Origin of the sequence: Leifsonia sp. CL147, assembly GCF_900114565.1 — a bacterium.
In the GTDB taxonomy this organism is placed as follows: domain Bacteria; phylum Actinomycetota; class Actinomycetes; order Actinomycetales; family Microbacteriaceae; genus Leifsonia.
Genome location: NZ_FOTM01000001.1, coordinates 438,908 through 458,037 on the forward strand (window position 1 = coordinate 438,908; position 19,130 = coordinate 458,037).

The 19,130-nt window shown below is 71.0% G+C and carries 18 protein-coding genes and 1 pseudogene; 12 read left to right on the forward strand and 7 right to left on the reverse strand.

The genetic code is table 11. The annotated features are described in order from the left end of the window. Positions 1-24: 24 nt before the first annotated feature. From BM287_RS02010 to cysK, 12 genes and pseudogenes are all read left to right on the forward strand, one after another. Complete coding sequence (locus BM287_RS02010) at positions 25-1,737, forward strand: nitrite/sulfite reductase (protein ID WP_090034716.1); 1,713 nt, start codon at positions 25-27, stop codon at positions 1,735-1,737. Further along, positions 1,734-2,474, forward strand: a complete 741-nt coding sequence (locus tag BM287_RS02015; protein ID WP_090034713.1) for a phosphoadenylyl-sulfate reductase — start codon at positions 1,734-1,736, stop codon at positions 2,472-2,474. Before BM287_RS02010 ends, BM287_RS02015 begins: the two co-directional genes overlap by 4 nt. After that, the gene (cysD, locus tag BM287_RS02020) at positions 2,471-3,388 is read left to right on the forward strand and encodes a sulfate adenylyltransferase subunit CysD (protein ID WP_244527820.1); all 918 of its coding nucleotides are present in this window, start codon (positions 2,471-2,473) and stop codon (positions 3,386-3,388) included. The genes BM287_RS02015 and cysD overlap by 4 nt, the downstream gene beginning before the upstream one ends. Then, positions 3,388-4,728, forward strand: a complete 1,341-nt coding sequence (locus BM287_RS02025) for a sulfate adenylyltransferase subunit 1 (RefSeq protein WP_090034706.1) — start codon at positions 3,388-3,390, stop codon at positions 4,726-4,728. The genes cysD and BM287_RS02025 overlap by 1 nt, the downstream gene beginning before the upstream one ends. Positions 4,729-4,742: 14 nt before the next feature. Further along, positions 4,743-5,792: an ABC transporter substrate-binding protein gene (locus tag BM287_RS02030; protein WP_090035573.1), complete on the forward strand. Its 1,050-nt coding sequence runs from the start codon at positions 4,743-4,745 to the stop codon at positions 5,790-5,792. A gap of 4 nt (positions 5,793-5,796) precedes the next feature. After that, positions 5,797-6,549 carry an ABC transporter ATP-binding protein gene (locus BM287_RS02035; protein ID WP_090034702.1) on the forward strand — a complete coding sequence of 251 codons (753 nt, stop codon included), beginning with the start codon at positions 5,797-5,799 and terminating at the stop codon, positions 6,547-6,549. Then, positions 6,539-7,444 (forward strand): ABC transporter permease, encoded by a 906-nt coding sequence (locus BM287_RS02040; RefSeq protein ID WP_090034698.1) that lies wholly within the window; start codon positions 6,539-6,541, stop codon positions 7,442-7,444. The genes BM287_RS02035 and BM287_RS02040 overlap by 11 nt, the downstream gene beginning before the upstream one ends. A gap of 38 nt (positions 7,445-7,482) precedes the next feature. Then, positions 7,483-8,271 (forward strand): annotated as a pseudogene (gene cobA, locus BM287_RS02045) (uroporphyrinogen-III C-methyltransferase); the annotation flags it as partial. Next, positions 8,268-9,668 carry an FAD-dependent oxidoreductase gene (locus tag BM287_RS02050; RefSeq protein ID WP_090034691.1) on the forward strand — a complete coding sequence of 467 codons (1,401 nt, stop codon included), beginning with the start codon at positions 8,268-8,270 and terminating at the stop codon, positions 9,666-9,668. The pseudogene cobA and the gene BM287_RS02050, both read left to right, overlap by 4 nt. Beyond that, complete coding sequence (fdxA, locus tag BM287_RS02055) at positions 9,665-9,994, forward strand: ferredoxin (protein ID WP_090034689.1); 330 nt, start codon at positions 9,665-9,667, stop codon at positions 9,992-9,994. Before BM287_RS02050 ends, fdxA begins: the two co-directional genes overlap by 4 nt. Then, the gene (locus BM287_RS02060) at positions 9,987-10,928 is read left to right on the forward strand and encodes an NAD(P)/FAD-dependent oxidoreductase (protein WP_090034685.1); all 942 of its coding nucleotides are present in this window, start codon (positions 9,987-9,989) and stop codon (positions 10,926-10,928) included. Before fdxA ends, BM287_RS02060 begins: the two co-directional genes overlap by 8 nt. A 41-nt stretch (positions 10,929-10,969) precedes the next feature. Next, complete coding sequence (cysK, locus tag BM287_RS02065; protein ID WP_090034682.1) at positions 10,970-11,908, forward strand: cysteine synthase A; 939 nt, start codon at positions 10,970-10,972, stop codon at positions 11,906-11,908. 192 nt (positions 11,909-12,100) lie between these two features. Here the strand turns inward: cysK and BM287_RS02070 are convergent, their stop codons facing one another. The 7 genes from BM287_RS02070 to BM287_RS02100 all read right to left on the reverse strand — a co-directional run bounded on the left by BM287_RS02070 (position 12,101) and on the right by BM287_RS02100 (position 19,032). Then, complete coding sequence (locus tag BM287_RS02070) at positions 12,101-13,123, reverse strand: zinc-dependent alcohol dehydrogenase family protein (RefSeq protein ID WP_090034679.1); 1,023 nt, start codon at positions 13,121-13,123, stop codon at positions 12,101-12,103. Positions 13,124-13,418: 295 nt separating this feature from the next. Continuing rightward, positions 13,419-14,186, reverse strand: coding sequence for a DUF3761 domain-containing protein (locus tag BM287_RS02075; protein WP_244527821.1), 768 nt, complete (start codon positions 14,184-14,186; stop codon positions 13,419-13,421). A gap of 234 nt (positions 14,187-14,420) precedes the next feature. Next, positions 14,421-15,158, reverse strand: coding sequence for a fumarylacetoacetate hydrolase family protein (locus BM287_RS02080; RefSeq protein ID WP_090034675.1), 738 nt, complete (start codon positions 15,156-15,158; stop codon positions 14,421-14,423). Beyond that, the gene (locus BM287_RS02085) at positions 15,158-16,204 is read right to left on the reverse strand and encodes an L-idonate 5-dehydrogenase (RefSeq protein ID WP_090034671.1); all 1,047 of its coding nucleotides are present in this window, start codon (positions 16,202-16,204) and stop codon (positions 15,158-15,160) included. The genes BM287_RS02080 and BM287_RS02085 overlap by 1 nt, the downstream gene beginning before the upstream one ends. A 19-nt stretch (positions 16,205-16,223) precedes the next feature. Then, positions 16,224-17,009 carry an SDR family oxidoreductase gene (locus BM287_RS02090; protein WP_211772939.1) on the reverse strand — a complete coding sequence of 262 codons (786 nt, stop codon included), beginning with the start codon at positions 17,007-17,009 and terminating at the stop codon, positions 16,224-16,226. Between the two features lie 120 nt (positions 17,010-17,129). Beyond that, a complete protein-coding gene (locus BM287_RS02095; protein WP_090034668.1) occupies positions 17,130-17,921 on the reverse strand; it encodes an IclR family transcriptional regulator in 792 nt (263 codons plus the stop codon). 49 nt (positions 17,922-17,970) lie between these two features. Continuing rightward, positions 17,971-19,032 (reverse strand): D-2-hydroxyacid dehydrogenase, encoded by a 1,062-nt coding sequence (locus tag BM287_RS02100; protein WP_348271689.1) that lies wholly within the window; start codon positions 19,030-19,032, stop codon positions 17,971-17,973. Between the last annotated feature and the right edge of the window lie 98 nt (positions 19,033-19,130).

Below are 19,130 nucleotides of genomic sequence, written 5' to 3' on the forward strand. Positions count from 1 at the left end.
CTGCAGTTCAGAAAGGACGAGTCCGTGACGATCTCCGAACAGAGCGCCCCCGCGGCGACGGCTCGGCCGCGCCGATCCGACGCCCGGCCGAACGGTCAGTGGGCCATCGACGGGAAGGCGCCGCTCAACGGGAACGAGGCGTGGAAGCAGGAGGACGGCGGTCTCGCGGTCCGCGAACGGATCGAGAGCGTCTACGCCGACGGCGGTTTCGCCTCCATCGACCCGACGGACCTGCACGGCCGGTTCCGCTGGTGGGGCCTGTACACGCAGCGCAAGCCCGGCATCGACGGCGGCAAGACCGCGACCCTCGAGCCGCACGAGCTCGAGGACGAGTACTTCATGCTGCGGGTCCGCATCGACGGCGGCCAGCTGACCACCGAGCAGCTGCGCACGATCGCCGGCATCTCGACCGAGTTCGGGCGCGACACCGCCGATCTGACCGACCGTCAGAACATCCAGCTGCACTGGATCCGGGTGGAGGATGTGCCCGAGATCTGGCGGCGCCTGGAGGCTGTGGGCCTGAGCACGACGGAGGCATGCGGCGATGTGCCGCGCGTGTTCCTCGGCTCTCCGGTCGCGGGGATCGCCGCAGACGAGCTGATCGACCCGACGCCGCTGATCCAGGAGATCGCCGACCGGTTCCTGCTCGACCCCGAGCTGGCCAACCTGCCGCGCAAGTTCAAGACCGCGATCAGCGGGCACCCGAGCCAGGATGTGGTCCACGAGATCAACGACGTCTCGTTCGTCGTGGTCGAGCATCCCGAGCTCGGGGTCGGCTTCGACCTCTGGGTGGGCGGCGGCCTCTCCACGACACCGCGGCTGGCGGAGCGTCTCGGCGCCTTCGTCGCGGGCGAGCGGGTCCCGGAGGTGTGGCACGGTGTGGTGCAGATCTTCCGCGACTACGGCTACCGGCGGCTGCGCAACAAGGCCCGCCTGAAGTTCCTGCTCGCCGACTGGGGCGTGGAGAAGTTCCGGCAGGTTCTCGAGGACGAGTACCTCGCCGAGCCGCTTCCGGACGGGCCGGCGCCGGCCGCGCCGACGACCCCGGGCGACCACGTCGGAGTCCACAAGCAGAAGGACGGCCGCTACTTCATCGGCGTCACGCCGTTCGTCGGCCGCGTCTCCGGCACGACCCTGGGACAGCTCGCCGACCTCCTGGAACGGCACGGCTCCACCCGGCTGCGGACGACCCCGCACCAGAAGATCCTCGCCCTGGACATCCCCGAGGCGAACCTGGAGCAGGCCGTCGCGGACCTCGACGACCTCGGGCTCTCCTCGCGGCCGAGCGTGTTCCGGCGCGGCACGATCGCCTGCACCGGCATCGAGTTCTGCAAGCTCGCGATCGTGGAGACGAAGGTGACGGCGGCGACGGCGGTTCAGGAGCTGGAGCGCCGGCTGGAAGGCCTCGACCTGCCGACCCCGCTCAGCCTCCACGTCAACGGCTGCCCCAACTCGTGCGCCCGCATCCAGACGGCCGACATCGGCCTCAAGGGCCAGCTGCTCCCGGACGGCAACGGCGGCCAGGTGCCCGGGTTCCAGGTGCACCTCGGCGGCGGCCTCGCCTCGCACGACCGCGAGGAGGCCGGACTCGGCCGCACCGTGCGCGGGCTGAAGGTGACCGCCGACGGGATCGCGGACTACGTCGAGCGCATCGTCACGCGGTTCCTGTCCGACCGCACCGAGGAAGAGACGTTCGCCCACTGGGCGCACCGGGCCGACGAGGAGGCGCTGCAATGACCGCGACGAACCTGGGCAGCCTGTCGGCACGCCCCGCCGGCCTCCGGCCGGTCAGCGAGCTCCGCGCTCTCGCCGAGCGCGGCGCACGCGAGCTGGAGAACGCGACCGCGGAGGAGATCGTCCGCTGGGTCGCCGACAACTTCGCCGTTGAGCGCACGGCTGTGGCCTGCTCCATGGCCGACGCCGTGCTCCCGCACGTGGTCGCCTCGGCCCTCCCCGGCGTCGATGTGCTGTTCCTCGACACCGGCTACCACTTCATCGAGACGTACGTGACGCGCGACGAGGTCGAGCGCGCACTGGACGTGCGCGTGGTCGACGTGAAGCCGAAGCAGACGGTGGCCGAGCAGGACGCCGAGTTCGGCGCGGAGCTGTTCGCGCGCGACCCCAACCTGTGCTGCGCTCGCCGGAAGGTCGAGCCGCTGCAGCGTGCGCTGACCGGATACGAGCTCTGGTTCACCGGCGTGCGCCGCGAGGAGGCGCCCACCCGGACGGCGACCCCCTTCGTGAGCTGGGACGAGAAGAACGGCCTGGTGAAGGTCAACCCTCTCGCAGCGTGGACGTTCGACGAGCTCGTCGAGTACGCCACCGCCAACGCGGTGCCGCTGAACCTGCTCCTGACGGCGGGGTATCCCTCCATCGGCTGCGAACCGTGCACCAAGCCGGTCGCCGAGGGGGAGGACCCGCGCTCCGGCCGCTGGGCCGGCCTCGCCAAGACCGAATGCGGGCTCCACGAATGACCGGCACACTGATCGCCCCGCCCTCGCTGACGCTCATCGACCAGCTGGAGAGCGAGTCCATCCACATCATCCGCGAGGTCGTCGCCGAGTTCGAGCGGCCCGTCCTGCTGTTCTCCGGCGGCAAGGACTCCGTGGTCGTCCTCCACCTGGCCGCGAAGGCGTTCTGGCCGGCGCGCATCCCGTTCTCGCTGCTGCATGTGGACACCGGGCACAACTTCCCGGAGGTCCTGGACTTCCGCGACGCGACCGCCGAGCGGTTCGGGATCCCCCTGGCCGTGGCCCGGGTGCAGGACTACATCGACGACGGCCGGCTGAGCGAACGCGCCGACGGCACCCGCAACCCGCTGCAGACGGTTCCGCTGCTGGATGCGATCGAGGCCGGACGGCACGACGCCGTGTTCGGCGGCGCTCGCCGCGACGAGGACAAGGCCCGGGCGAAGGAGCGCATCCTCTCGCTGCGCGACGGCTTCGGGCAATGGGACCCGCGCAACCAGCGGCCCGAGCTGTGGAGCCTGTACAACGGGCGGCACACGCCCGGCCAGCACGTGCGCGCCTTCCCGATCAGCAACTGGACCGAGCTCGACATCTGGCGGTACATCGAGCGCGAGCAGATCGAGCTGCCGTCGCTGTACTACGCCCACGAACGCGACGTGTTCGCCCGCGACGGCATGTGGCGTGCGATCGGACCGGTCTCCCCGGCCGATCGCGGCGAGACCGTGGAGAAGCGGCTGGTGCGCTACCGCACCGTCGGCGACATGAGCTGCACCGGGGCCGTCGAGTCCGACGCCCGCGACGCGGCCGCCGTCGTGCGCGAGGTCGCGGCCTCCACGCTCAGCGAGCGCGGTGCGACCCGCGCCGACGACCGCATCTCCGAGGCCGCGATGGAAGACCGGAAACGGCAGGGATACTTCTGATGACGCTCCAACTCGACGACGACACCCGCGCGGCGGCGCCCGGCGAGCGCGCCGTGACTCGCGGCACGCTGTTCCGCTTCGCGACCGCAGGATCGGTGGACGACGGCAAGTCGACCCTGGTCGGCCGGCTGCTGCACGACTCCAAGGCGATCCTCGCCGACCATCTGGATGCGGTCGAGCGCACGTCCCGCGAGCGCGGCTTCGGGGGAGACGCCGGTGGCCTGGACCTCGCCCTGCTCACCGACGGGCTCCGCGCCGAGCGGGAGCAGGGCATCACGATCGATGTCGCCTACCGCTACTTCGCCACCGACGCCCGCTCGTTCATCCTCGCGGACTGCCCCGGGCACGTGCAGTACACCCGCAACATGGTCACCGGGGCGACCACCGCCGACGCGGTGGTGCTGCTGGTCGACGCCCGCAACGGTGTGCTGGAGCAGACGCGCCGCCACCTCGCCGTGATCAGCCTGCTGCGCGTGCCGCACGTGATCGTCGCGATCAACAAGATCGACCTGATCGGCTTCGACGCCGACCGGGTGCGCGAGGTGACGGAGGAACTGGTCGCCGTGACCGGGGAGCTCGGCATCCGCGACCTCCACGTCGTCCCGGTGTGCGCAGTCGACGGCGACAACGTCGCGGAGCGTTCCCCACGCACGCCCTGGTACCACGGTCCCGCTCTACTGGAACTGCTGGAGTCCCTCCCGACCGGCGACCAGGTCGAAGCCCTCGCCGAGCTGCGGCTGCCCGTGCAGCTGGTGCTGCGTCCCCAGGGAGCGCTGGCCCCCGGGCTGGACGCGGCCGAGTACCGGGACTACCGCTCGGCTGCCGGCCGGATCGCCTCCGGAACCGTCGCCGTGGGGGATCGGGTGAGCGTGCATCCGGGAGGCGCGGCCTCGGTCGTGACCCGCATCGACGTCGCGGGCCGCAGTGTGGAGGTCGCTGCCGCACCGCAGTCCGCCGCCGTGAGCCTCGCCGACGATCTCGACCTCGCCCGCGGTGCCCTGATCGGCACCGCCGGAACCCTCCCCGAGCCGCAGTCGACCCTGACGGCGGAGGTGTTCTGGCTGGACGCCTCCCGCGGCCTGCCGGGCGCCCGGCTGCTGCTGAAATGGGGTACGGCCACCGTCCAGGCACGGCTGACCGCGATCGCCGGCCGCCGCGACCTCACGACGCTGCAGGTCGTCCCGGCCGGCGCGCTCGAGGTCAACGACATCGGACACGTCACGCTCCAGCTCGCGGAGGCGCTGCCGGTCGAGCCGTACGCCGCCAACCGGCACACCGGTGCCTTCCTGCTCATCGACCCGCAGTCCGGCGCGACGCTCGCCGCCGGCATCGTCTCGTGAAGAAGGGCCTCCCCGTGCGAACACCGCTCCGCACCGCCGCCGTCCTCGCGCTCGCGGCGGCCACCGCCCTGCTCACCGGCTGCGCGGCCTCGGCCGAGGGCGCCGCCCCGACCCCGGCGACGGCGATCCGTGTCGGCTACTTCGACAACGTCACGCACGCGCCTGCGCTGGTCGGCATCCACGACGGGCTGCTGCAGAAGGCTCTGGGTAAGACGGAGCTGCAGACCAAGCAGTTCAACGCCGGTCCGGCCGAGATCGAAGCGCTCAGCGCCGGTGCGATCGACGCCGCCTACATCGGTCCGAGCCCCGCCATCAACTCCTACCTGAAGAGCGGCGGCCAGTCGCTGAGGATCGTCTCCGGTGTCGCCACGGGCGGCGCAGCCCTCGTCGTGAAGGGCGACATCACCTCGGCCGGCGAGCTGAAAGGCACGACGATCGCGTCGCCGCAGCTCGGCAACACCCAGGACGTGGCCCTGCGCTACTGGCTGACGAAGCAGGGTCTGCACACGTCGCTCAGCGGCGGCGGAGACGTCACCATCGCGCCGACCGACAACGCCCAGGCGCTGACGCTGTTCCAGGCCGGGAAGATCGACGGCGCCTGGGTGCCGGAGCCCTGGGTGTCGCGGTTCGTGATCGACGGGAACGCGAAGGTCCTCGTGGACGAGGCGTCGCTGTGGCCGGCCAAGCGGTTCCCGACGACCGTGCTCGCGGTTTCCACGGCCTTCCTGAAGGCGCATCCGCAGACCGTGCAGGCCCTCGTGCAGGGCAACGCCGACGCGGTCGCCGCGCTGCGGGACCCGGCAAAGGCAGCAGCCGACATCAACGCCCAACTGAAGGCCGACACGGGCAAGACCCTGGCGACCGACGTGATCGCGCGTGCGCTCGACCACGTCTCGTTCGACACCGACCCGGATGCCGCGGCGTTCCCGACGCTCGTGCAGCATGCGGCGGCCGTGGGCCTCGCGACGAAGGGCTCGCTGAAGGGCCTGTTCGACCTCACCGCCCTCAACGCGGTCAGGAAGACCGCCGGACAGGCGGCCGTCTCCTCCGGCGGACTGGGGTAGCACCATGGCCGACCTCGATCGCACCGCCGTCGCACTGACCGGCGTCAGCAAGCGCTTCGGCGCCCACGCACCCGTCGTCCTCGACGACGTGGACCTCCGCATCGGCGACGGCGAGTTCGTCTGCCTGCTGGGCGCGTCCGGATGCGGCAAGTCGACCATCCTGAACCTCGTCGCCGGGCTGGAGGAGCCGACGACCGGCGCCATCGCAGTGCCGAGCGGCCCGGTCGCCATGATGTTCCAGGATGCTGCGCTGCTGCCCTGGCTGACCGCCCGCCGCAACGTCGAGCTCGCGCTCGACCTCGCCGGGACGCCGCGCGACGGGCGTCGCGCGCGCGTGGACGAGCTCCTGGAGCTGGTCTCGCTCTCCCACGCCGCCGACCGGCGCCCGCACCAGCTCTCGGGCGGGATGCGACAGCGCGTCGCCCTGGCCCGTGCGCTCGCGCAGGACCGGCACGTGCTGCTGATGGACGAGCCGTTCGCGGCCGTCGACGCCATCACCCGCGACCTCCTCCATGTGGAGCTGGAGCGGATCTGGCGCCAGACCGGCCGCACCATCCTGTTCGTCACCCACAACGTCCGGGAGGCGCTGCGCCTCGGCCAGCGGATCGTGCTGCTCAGGTCGCGCCCCGGCACCGTCGCCGCCGAATGGGAGGTCCCGGCCGAGGTACGCGCCGGAGCCGACCCGGTGGAGGCCGCGCGCCTGGACGACGAGATCACCCGCCGGCTGCGAGAGGAGCTGATCCGCAATGCCGCCTGAAGCCACCATCGCACTGGCCGCCGGACGCGACGGCGCCGAGGCATCGGAGCTGCACGCTCTGGAGGCCGGACTCGACTCCCTCCAGACCGCACGGGATGCTGCGCCCAGCCGGGCCCGCCGCTTCGCCCGCGCCACCGTCCCGACCACGGTCTTCGTGCTCGTCGCACTGATCGGCTGGCAGCTCTACACCGCGATCGCCCACCCGCGGCCCGATCTCTACCCCGGCCCTGCCGACGTGGTGTCGGCGCTCGCCGGCGCTGCGAGCTCGGGCCACCTCGCCACGGCCATCGGGACGAGCCTCGGCCGCGGCGGCCTCGGATTCCTGATGGCCGTGCTGATCGCCACCCCGCTCGGGCTGCTGCTGGCCGAGGTGCGCTGGCTGCGCCGGGCGGTCGGGCCGATCCTGTCCGGACTCCAGGTGCTGCCCTCGGTGGCGTGGGTACCGGCGGCGATCATCTGGTTCGGGCTGACCGACGCGGCCGTGTACTTCGTCGTGCTGCTCGGCGCGGTCCCCTCGATCATCAACGGCCTCCTGGCCGGCATCGACCAGGTCCCGCCGCAGCTGCGCCGGGTGGGCGTCGTCCTCGGAGCCTCGCGCAGCCAGCTGCAGCTCCGCATCCTCTTCCCGGCCGCGCTGCCCGGCTATGTCGCGGGGCTCCGCCAGGGCTGGGCCTTCGCCTGGCGGTCCCTGATGGCCGCCGAGATCATCGCCAACTCGCTCGGCTTCGGGCTCGGTACGATGCTCGAGCAGAGCAGGGAACTGGCCGATCTGCCGACGGTGCTCGCGACGATCCTGACCATCCTCGTCGTGGGGATCGTCGTGGAGCTGTGCGTGTTCGCACCGGTCGAGCGCTCGTTGCTGCGCCGCCGTGGGCTCACGGGGGCGACCCGATGAACGACACGACAGCGGGCTCCGTGGCGGGCTCGGAGGCTGTGGGATCGGTCGCGCTCGTCGGCGGCGGCCCCGGCCATCCCGACCTGATCACCGTACGTGGCCGCCAGCTGCTCAGCGCTGCCGATGTCGTCATCGCCGACCGGCTCGGTCCGCGCGCACTGCTCGATGACCTCGCGCCCGGTGTCGAGGTCATCGACGTCGGCAAGCAGCCGCACCACCACCCGGTTCCGCAGACGCGGATCAACGAGCTGCTGGTCGAGCACGCCCGCGCCGGGAAGCGCGTCGTCCGGCTCAAAGGCGGCGACCCGTTCGTGTTCGGGCGCGGCGGCGAGGAGGCCGCGTTCTGCCGTGAGGCCGGCATCCCGGTGGAGGTCGTGCCCGGCGTGACCAGCGCCATCGCCGTCCCGTCGATCGCCGGCATCCCCGTCACGCACCGCGGAGTGGCGGCCGGGTTCACCGTGCTCTCGGCCCACACCGACATCGACGAGGTGCCCGGCGGCCCGGAGCACACGGTGATCCTGCTGATGGGCGTCTCCGGGCTCGCCGCAACCGCCGCGACCCTCGCCGCCGGCCGTCGCGGCACGGATTGCCCCGTCGCCATCGTGGAGGACGGCTACGGCGAAGGCCAGCGGGTCACCGTCGGAACCCTCGGCAGCATCGCCGCGGACGCCGCTGTGCGCGGCGTGCGGTCGCCGGCCGTCATCGTCGTCGGCGACGTCGTGCGACTCGCCGATCCCGACCTCCTCCCGGCGCCTGCATCCCACGGCGCCGCCCCCCGCAGCACCGCATCCTCCCGCACTGCCCACCACAGAGAGGCCTCCCAATGACCCGACCGTTCCGCGTGGCCGTCGTCGGCGCCGGACCCGCCGGAATCTACGCCGGCAACATCCTGCGCACCCGTGCCGCCGAGGCCGGCATCGACGTCCGCATCGATCTGTTCGAGTCGCTGCCTGCGCCCTACGGCCTCATCCGCTACGGCGTCGCCCCCGATCACCCGCGCATCAAAGGCATCGTCACCTCCCTGCACGACATGCTCGCCGACGGCGCGATCCGGCTGATCGGGAACGTGGAGGTCGGCGCCGACGTCACCATCGACGAGCTGCAGTCCCTCTACCACGCGGTCATCCTCGCCACCGGTGCGCAGCGCGACGCCGTGGTCGACCTCCCCGGGCTCGACCTGCGCGGCAGCTTCGGCGCCGCCGACTTCGTCTCCTGGTACGACGGTCACCCCGACGTCCCCCGCCACTGGCCCCTGGAGGCGACACAGCTCGCCGTGCTCGGCAACGGCAACGTGGCCCTGGATGTCGCCCGCGTTCTCGCGAAGCACCCCGCCGACCTGCTGACGACCGACATCCCGGACAACGTCCACGCGGGCCTCGTCGCCTCCCCGGTGGAGGACGTGCACGTCTTCGGCCGCCGCGGACCGGAGGACATCAAGTTCACCCCCATCGAGCTCCGCGAGCTCGGCGAGGTTCCCGGCGTCGACATCGTGCTCTACGACGAGGACTTCGATCGCGTGAGCGAGGAGGTCTCGACGGGAGAACGGCGTGCCGCGGGCAACCAGGCCAAGGTCATGGCCCGCATCCTCCAGTCGTGGCGCGACCGCGAGCCGACCGGCGCGCCGCGCCGGCTGCATCTGCACTTCTGGCACCGTCCGGTGGAGATCCTGGCCGACGCTGCACAGGGCGAGGCCGTCGCGGGCATCCGCTTCGAGCGCACCGAGCCGGACGGCCAGGGTGGAATCCGCGGCACCGGCGAGTTCGTCGACTACGACGTGCAGGCGGTCTACCGCGCGATCGGCTACCGGGGGACACCCGTGCGCGACGTTCCGTTCGACGAGCGCGCCGGGGTCGTCCCGAACGACGGCGGGCGCGTCCTCGACGACGGCGAGCCGGTGCCCGGCCTGTACGCCACCGGATGGATCAAGCGCGGCCCGGTCGGCCTCATCGGCCACACCAAGGGCGACGCGGGGGAGACCATCGAGAAGCTGCTGGAGGACCACGCGCTCCTCGCCGGCGCCGAACGACCGGATGAGGACGCCATCACCGAGTTCCTCACGGACCGCGGCGTGCGGTACACCACCTGGGACGGCTGGCTCGCCCTCGACGCCCACGAGCGCGCCCTCGGCGACGGCTTCGCAGGCGAGGCGACCCGGGAGCGGATCAAGGTCGTCCCGCGCGAGGAGCAGGTCGCGATCTCCAACCGCGAGGTGATCGCCCGATGACCTACATCATCGCCCTCCCGTGCGTGGACGTGAAGGACCGCGCCTGCATCGACGAGTGCCCGGTCGACTGCATCTACGAGGGCGAGCGCTCCCTCTACATCAACGCGGACGAGTGCGTCGACTGCGGAGCGTGCGAGCCGGTCTGTCCCGTCGAGGCGATCTACTACGAGGACGACCTCCCCGAGGAGTGGGCGGACTACCACGCCGCGAACGTCGACTTCTTCAGCGAGCTCGGCAACCCGGGCGGGGCCTCCAAGGTCGGTCCTCAGCCGTACGATCACCCCCTGATCGCCGCCCTCCCTCCCCAGGAGGTCGCCCATGCCTGAGGTCGTCGTCATCGGGGGAGGGCCGGCCGGGCTCTCCGCGACGCTCAACCTCGCCCGCGCCCTCGTGGATGTGGTGCTCGTGGATGCGAGCAGGCCGCGCAATTCCGCCACGCTCCGCTCGCACGGCTTCCTCACCCGCGACGGCATCCGCCCGACCGAACTGCGCACCCTGGCGAAGGCGGAGCTGGCCGCGTACGAGAACGTCGAGCACCTCGAACGACGGCCGGTCACCTCGGTCCGCCCGTCCGCCGACGGCTTCGACATCGAGGTGGCGGGACGCGCGCCCGGCGAGCAACGCATCCTCTCGGCGAAGACCGTGCTCCTCACCACAGGGCTGACCGAGACGCTCCCGGCTCTGCCGAGCATCCGCTCCTACTACGGGATGAGCGTGTTCAGCTGTGTCGCCTGCGACGCCTGGGACCTCCGCGGCCGCCCGCTCGCCCTCATCGGTGAGACGGCGGATCTCGCCCGCCGGGCCGTGCACCTCGCGCGCTGGACCAGCGACCTCACGGTGTTCACCAATGGCACGCCCGCGGTCGACGAAGCGGAGGAGCCGGCTCTGGCCGCCCTCGGCATCCGCGTGGAGCGCACCCGCATCAGCGATCTGGATGGGGAACGCGGCACGGTTCGCGCCGTGCTGCTCGAAGACGGCAGGTCCGTCCCCATCGACGGCGGCTTCATCCGCCCGGAATGGCATGTTGCGAGCGACTTCCTCGACGGCCTCTCCCCGCAGCGGTCGGACGACGGCTTCCTGGTCACCGACGACGGCGGGAGGACGTCCGTCCCCGGCCTCTACGCGGCCGGGGATATCGTTGTCCCGGGACCGCAGCAGATGATCATCGCCGCCGGCGCCGGCGCGCGAACGGCTGCCACCATCGTCGACGACCTCCAGACCGCGCACGTCACCCCCCTCCGCCTGACCGAGCTCACCTGAGCTCACCTCCTGATCCCATCCATCCACCGGAAAGAGAGCACATGCCAGCGAACATCCATGCCGACATCACCGAAGCAGTCGGTCGCACCCCCCTCGTCAAGCTCAACCGGATCGCCGCCGACGCCGCCGCGACCGTCGTGGTGAAGCTCGAGTCGTCCAACCCGGCCGGAAGCGTGAAGGACCGCATCGGCGTCGCCATCGTGGATGCGGCCGAGAAGTCCGGCGCGCTGCGCCCCGGCGGCACGATCGTCGAGGGCACCAGCGGCAACACCGGTATCGCGCTCGCGATGGTCGGCGCCGCCCGCGGTTACAAGGTCATCCTCGCCATGCCGGAGACGGCGAGCAAGGAGCGCCGCGTGCTGCTGCGTGCCTTCGGCGCCGAGATCGTCCTGACCCCCGGTCCCGATGGGATGCGCGGAGCCGTCGAGAAGGCGCAGGAGATCGTCGCTTCGACCGAGAACGCCATCTGGGCGCAGCAGTTCGCCAACGAGGCCAACCCGGCCGTCCACCGCGCCACCACCGCCGAGGAGATCTGGGCAGACACCGACGGCGGCGTCGACATCCTCGTCGCCGGGATCGGGACGGGCGGCACGATCACCGGTGTCGGCCAGCTGCTCAAGGAGCGCAAGCCCGAGGTGCAGGTCGTCGCGGTCGAGCCGATCGACTCCCCGATCCTCACCGGCGGCAAGCCCGGCCCGCACAAGATCCAGGGCCTGGGCGCCAACTTCGTCCCCGAGGTCCTCGACACGGACGTCTACGACGAGGTCATCGACGTGACGTTCGACGACTCGATCGCGACGGCCAAGAAGCTCGCGAGCGAGGAGGGCATCCTCGCCGGGATCTCGTCCGGCGCGATCGTCTGGGCCGCCCTGCAGGTCGCCGCCCGCCCGGAGAACGCGGGCAAGACGGTCGTCGCCGTGGTCGCCGACACCGGCGAGCGCTACATCTCGACGGCGCTCTGGGCCGACCTGCTGGACTGACCCTCGCGAGCCGGGACCGGCGGCCGTCGTTCAGCTCCGCTGACCGGCGGCCGCCGCGTCGTCGCGCCCGCGCGGGCGCGCCCGCTCGCGCGCGGCCGCGACTGCGCTCGTACGGAACGTTTGCGGCCGGGCGAGCAACCGCAGACGTTCCACAACGCCGCACTCACGGAACCGCTCCGGGCGGGTCTCCGCTCAGAGGGTGAGCAGGACCTTGGTGGCGCGCCGCTCATCCATCGCCCGGTAGCCCTCCGCCGCCTCCTCCAGCGGGAGGGTCAGGTCGAACACCGCTCCCGGGTCGATCTCGCCGGCCATGATGAGCCGGATGAGCTCGGGCAGGAACCGGCGGACCGGGGCGGGACCGCCGTGCAGGTGGACTCCGGAGAAGAACAGCTCCTCGCCCGGCAGCTCGACGTCGTGGGCGACGCCGACGTAGCCGACGTGGCCTCCGGGGCGGGTGGACCGGATCGCCTGCATCATCGACTCCTGCGTTCCGACCGCCTCGATCACCGAGTGCGCACCGAGCCCTCCGGTGAGGTCCCTGACCTTCGCGACGCCTTCGTCGCCGCGCTCCTCCACGATGTCGGTGGCGCCGAAGTATCGCGCGAGCGCTTGACGGTCCGCGTGGCGGCTCATCGCGATGATGCGCTCGGCGCCCAGCTGCTTGGCGGCGAGGATGCCGAGGAGGCCGACCGCGCCATCCCCGACGACCGCTACGGTCTTCCCGGGACCGGCCTCGGCCGCCACGGCGGCGAACCAGCCGGTGCCGAGCACATCCGAGGCCGCGAGCAGACTGCGCAACTGCGCATCCGTCGGGGTGCCGGGGACCACGACGAGCGTGCCGTCCGCCAGCGGGACCCGCAGCTTCTCGGCCTGCGTTCCGATCGCGCCCATCGGGACGGCGTGTACGCAGCGGGACTGGTAGCCGGCCCGGCAGATCTCACAGGTGTTGTCGGAGGCGAAGAAGGATCCGACGACGATGTCGCCGACCGAGAGCTCCCTCACCTCGTCGCCGATCTGCTCGACGACGCCGACGTACTCGTGACCCATCGGCGTCGGCCCGATGACCGCGTCCGTGCCGCGATACGGCCACAGATCGGAGCCGCAGATGCAGGCCGCGGTGACCCGGATGACCGCGTCGGCCGGCTCCTCGATGGCCGGGTCGTCGCGCTCCTCGACGCGCACATCCCGGGGGGCGTACATGACCACTCCACGCATGCGGGTGTTCCTTCCGGTTCAGGGTGACGGTTGGGGCCGCGCCAGGATCCGATCCGCGCGTCCGGCGCAGGAATCCGTCACGACATCCCAGTCAAGCCCTTTCGTCGACCTCGAGGGAGACCCTGGTGAGAGGTGTACTGGCAGGGCACCCCTGGAGCTCGTCCGGCTTCTGAGCTCCGTCTGGGTCTATGCCGTGGACCCGAGAATGCGGAAACCTCCTGTGGGTCTGGCAGGCAAGCCCGGATGAGCGCCTTAGGCCGGGTAACAGGACACGTCGGCGATCACGGCACGGCCCTCAGAGCCATTCGGCCACTCCGCCGTGCGAGGAGCAGGTTCCCCGTCGCGTCTGGCTGAAACTGTAGGTTCCGTCGTTGCACCGTGCGGTGGCACCGGGGGGTGCACCCGCTGACGTCTCCGGTCTGCAGACAGTGTTGCCGGCACTGTTCACGTAGGTTCCGTTCGTGCAGGTCGGAGCAGCCGGTGCAGGAGGGGGAGGAGGGGCGACGTACGTCCCGACGGTCGTCACCTGCGCGACGGGCGGAGTGGTGACCACGTCGCTCTGGAGCACTCTGGTCGTCTCGACGCCGTCCGAGTAGGTGACGAGATACGTCTTCGTCTCCACCCCGTTGGCGCCGGGAGTCGTGATCGAGGATGTGCCCTGCGGCGCGGTCGCGCTGTCGACGGTCGTGGACGTGAACGGGATGACGGCGGTCTCGGCGACGACCTTGGTGGTGATGACAGGCGTCGGGGTGGCAGACGGGGTCGGCGTCGATGAGGAGACGACCCTGTGGGTCACGCCCGCCGGTGCGGAGGTCTCGGGATGCGCGGAGCCGTATGCCGCGGAGGAGCCGAGCAGAACGACGAAGGCGATCGCCGCGCCGATAGCGGCGGTCGCGCGTTTGCGAGGCAGCCTGAGCCACGTGCGTTGCTGGAACGCCCATCCATAGATGGCGGTCGGGAGCACGACGAGGGCAGCGAAGAAGATCATCATCCACACGCCCCCCGACGCCAGCCCGATCAGGGCCAGAAGTGCGGTGCAGCCGATGCCGATCCAGGTCGTCACAGGCACTTTTCGACGTGGACCGGCACCGCTTTTCGGATCGGTCGGCGGAGGCGCGGTCATGGTGCTCCTCGGATTAGTGACGACACCTCAGTTTGTTGGTTCGGCAACCCGTGTTCCTGCCCCAGTTCTGGGGGTGAGTGCGCATGTACGGAACATGTGCGGTGCGGCGAGCACCAGCAGACGTTCCGAACAGCCGCAGTTACGGAGAGCAGCCACGCACCCCGGAGGCAGGGCTCAGCAGACGGCGTTCTCGAGCGTCCCGATCCCGTCGATGGTGATCGTGACGCGGTCGCCGGGGCGGACGGGGATCGAGGTGCCGGGGGCTCCGGTGAGGATGACGTCGCCCGGGCCGAGCTCCAGCCACGCACTGACGTAGACGAGCACCTCGATCAGCGACGACGGCAGGCGGGCCGTCGAGGACACGAGCTGCTCGGTGCCGTTCACCGCCATGTGGATGTCGCGGTCGCCGGGGTGGTGCAGCTCCGTTTCGATCCAGGGGCCGATGGGCGTGTAGTTGGTGCCGTTCTTCACCTGGCTGAACTTCTCGTCCACGTGCACCTGTCCGGCGTTCGTGACGTCGTTCACGATGGAGTAGCCGAAGACGGCATCCATCGCGTCGTCCGGGGTGAGCCGGCTGCAGCGCGTCCCGATGACGATCGCCAGCTCGCCCTCCATGTTCACGGTTCCGATGCCGTGGCGGTAGGGGACCTCGTCGCCGGGGCCCGCGACCGTGCGGGACGACTTGAGGAAGGCCTGGATCGGGAGGCGATGGTCGTTGGCGCCCTTGTTGTGCGAGATGCCGACGACCACCGTCGGTTCCCACGGCGCCAGCAGCTCGGCGCCGTCGACCGCGTAGGTCTCTCCGGTGTAGACGAGGTCCGGCGCGAACGGATCCTCGATGCCGGCCCAGGCCTCGCCCGTGTGGATGACCGATCGCGGCCCGTCGTCGGTGCGGAGTCGCGCGATCCGCATCAGTCGTCCTGGCCGGCGCCCCAGAGGCGCAGCACGACTTTGCTCGAGACGGCCGGATCGGAGGCCGTTTCGAAGGCGGCGATCGCGTCGTCGGCCGGGAACGTGTGCGTGACGACCAGATCGAAGAGCGGGTCGTCCGTCAGCATCCGGATGGCCGTGTCGATCTCGGTGTCGAACCGGAAGGCGCCGCGCAGGTCGATCTCTCGGCTGACCAGCTCCGAGAGGGCATACGGCTCCGGGGTGGCGGGCACCATGCCGATCTGCACCACGACACCTCCGCTCGCCACGGCCCGGATGGCGGACGTGACGGCCGCCGGGACGCCGGCCGCCTCGATCACGACGTCGAAGGCGCGTTCGGCGACCGGCTCCGAGCGCAGGGCGAACGTTCCGGCGGCGCCGAGCCGCTTGGCGAGAGCGAGCGGGCGTTCGAGCACATCCGAGGCCCACACCTCCCAGGCGCCCAGCCGCACGGCTGCGCGCAGGGCGAGCAGCCCGATGGGGCCGGATCCGCTGATCAGGACCTTCTTGCCCGCCACACCGCCGGCGCGGGAGAGTCCGTGCAGGCCGACGGCCAGGGGTTCGGCGAGCACGCCGCGTTCGAGCGGCAGCGTCCCGGGCAGCACGCGCACCTGATCGGCGCGCGCGGTGAACAGCTCCGAGAAGCCTCCCTGCGTGTGGGGATGCGTGGCCGCGCTGCCCAGGTACCGCGCACCCGGGCTGATCGTCGGCCGCAGCGGGTCGAACTCCCGGTTGTCCCGGTCGTAGGTCGCAGGATGCAGCGTCACCGCAGTCCCCGGGGCCAGCGCCGCCGCCGGGTCGGTGCCGGCTCTTCCGTCCTGCACCACGCGACCGGCGACCTCGTGGCCGAGCACCAGCGGCTCGGTGATCGCGAAGGACCCGACGCGGCCCTCCTTGTAGTAGTGGAGGTCCGAACCGCAGATGCCGCCGTGCGTCATCCGGATCAGGACCTGGTCCGGTCCCGGGCTCTGCGGGGTGCGCTCTTCGATGCGCAGATCACCGGCGCCGTGGGCGACGAGTGCCTTCATGGGAGTGCCTTTCGGTGGGTCAGACGACCGCGGTCATGCCGCCGTCGACGTAGATGATCTGTCCGTTCACGAAGTCGGACGCCGGTGAGACCAGGTACAGCAGCGTTCCCACCAGTTCGTCGACGGAACCCCAGCGGCCTGCGGGGGTGCGTCCACGGACCCAGGCGCTGAACGCCTCGTCGTCGACCAGGGCCTTGGTCAGCTCGGTGGCGAAGTAACCGGGGGCGAGGGCGTTCACCTGGATGCTGGAGCCGGCCAGGTCGGCGCACATCCCGCGCGTGAGCATGACGATGCCGCCTTTGGAGGCTGCGTACGGTGCGATCCCCGGCCGGCCGAGCCGGCTCTGCACGGAGCCGATGTTCACGATCTTGCCGCCGCCCCGCGCGGCCATCCCGCGCGCGACGCGCTGCCCGACCAGGAAGGCGCTGGTGAGATTCGACGCGACGATGGCGTTCCAGTCCTCGACGGGGAAGTCCAGGAATGGCGCCCTGCGCTGGATGCCGGCGTTGTTCACCAGGATGTCGATGGGCGCGACGTCGCGTTCGATCTCGTCGATGCCCTCGGCGACCTGTCGAGGGTCGGTCACATCGAAGGTGACCACGTGCACGTCTGCGTCGAGCCGCTCCCGGAGTTCGGCGGCGGTGGAACGCGCGACGTCCGCATCCCGTCCGTGGACGACGACTCGGGCGCCTGCAGCGCCCAGCCCTTCGGCCAGGGCCTTTCCGATGCCCCGGCTCGATCCGGTGACGAGTGCCGTCTTCCCCCGGATGTCGAACAGCCGGTGGGGGTTCACGTGGTCCGGCATGGGCGCTCCTTCACGCTCGCAGCCGGACGGATTCCCGTTCCGGCATCACGGACAAGGTATCACTATGCTGAACGCTGTCCATCATATTGGACAGCGGGCTGAACAGCCGGCTGAACTCCGTCAGCGATCGCTGGTCAGCACCATCGGGTTCGAGAGCCGCTCGACCGCCGAGCGCAGCGCCTCGACGACGCGGTCGCGATGGTCCGCAGAGTCATCGGTACGGAACATGGAGGCGCCCATCGCCATCGGCACGTCGCCGCTGGACCGCGGCGGGATCGGCATGGCGATTCCCACCACGCTCGGGAACACTTCGCCTTCGTCGAGGCTGTATCCGCGCTCCCTGGTCGCCGCGAGCTTGGCCTGCAGCGCATCGAGCGTCTGGACGGACTTCTCGGTCAGCCGCGGCCACTCGCTGACGTGCGAGAAGCGCTCGGCCACCTCCTCCGGCTCGAGATTCGCGAGCAAGGCGTTCCCGATGGCGGTCGGTGCGGCAGGGAACCGGTCGCCGATCGTCGCGGAGAGCCGCAACGGGGCGCGCCCCTCGTGCCGGGCGAGATACAGAACGTTGGTCCCGTCGAGCACCGCCAGCTGGAGGAGTTCGTGGCTGAGCACAGGAGACTCGGCGCACAGCTTGTAGAACTCGCGCACCTGGTCGAACGACCGCAGGAACGCACCGCCGAGCTCCAGGTTGCGGCGGCCGAGCGTGTAGCCGCCGTCCGTGCGCTGGATCATGCCGCCGTCTTCCAGCGCGACGCAGAGATTGGAGGTGGACGACTTGGCGATCCCGAGCGCTCGCGCGATCTCGCTCAAGCTCAGCGGTGCACCATGCGCGTCCGCCAGGAGTCCGAGGATCGCGATAGCGCGCGTCACCGCCGGCGCCGGACCCCGGTCGCTGAGGGCGTCCGTCGTCATCCGCCCACCTCCTTCGCTGCCAGCACGAGCGTAGTGGCACGTGTCATGGTTAGTAGAACTCCCGCTTGTTGATGAGGTTCCGGACGCGCCGGCCGTCGAGCAGCCGGGTCGCGTTGTCGGCGAAGAGCTCGGCGATGAGCCGGTCCTCGGCCGACGTGAGCGCTGCGGTGTGCGGGCTGATCACGACGTTGGGCAGCTGCCAGAGCACGCTGTCGGCGGGGAGCGGCTCGACGGCGAAGACGTCCAGTGCGGCGAAGCCGACCCGGCCGTCCTGCAGAGCGGAGACGAGCGCATCCTGGTCGATCACGGTTCCGCGCCCGATGCTCACGAAGGTCGTGCCGGTCGAGAGCCGGCCGAGCACCTCCTCGCTCACGAGCTTCTCGGTGGCATCGGTCCCGGGCAAGGTCACGACGATCGCGTCGACCTCACCGGCCACCTCGGCCAGACGGGAGGGATGGACGATGCGCCGAACGTGCTTCACGGGCTCGTCCGCGCGGCTCGTGCCCCACACCGTCGCGCCGAGCGCGTCGAGAGCCTGCGCCGTCGCACGGCCGATGCTTCCCAGCCCGACGACGAGGACGGTCTGCTCGCTGACCTGCCCCATCGTCCAGCGGTCGCTCCACTCCCGGGCGTCCTTGAGGGCGCGCAGCCGCGGCAGGTCCTTGGCGCCGGCGAGGACGCCGAAGACGGCGAACTCCGCCAGCGCGCGGGCGTGGACACCGGCCGAGCTCGTCAGAACGAGACGGGCCAGGTCGGCATCGCTGAGGCGCGCGGCCTTGACCTGGCCGCCGCCGCCTGCGGCCATCGTGTGCACCCAGCGCAGCTGCGGATTGGACGCGACTGTGCGCGCGAGAGCGGCGGGAGACTCATCCGGGATGCCGTAGAGGGCGTCGGCCGAGTCCAGGATCGCTTCGAAGGCCGACTGCTGGCGCGGGCTGCGCACGAAGGCGGGATCGCCTCCGTGATCGCCCGGCCAGCGCATCGGCGCGAGGAGGGTCTGATCCCGCACCAGGCGGACGCGCGGCTCGCGGGATTCGATGAGCTGGCAGAGCTCTTCGCTGAGGGGCGTGGCCACCCCCACGGTGAGGGTGCGGTCAGAAGGCTGGATCACAGTGTCGCTTTCGGTTTCGGTGCTGGTTGAGGGCGAATTCGAGAGGCTGAACTCCTCGACTTCTCCATTCATTGTGTTGAACCCTGTTCGTTATGCTG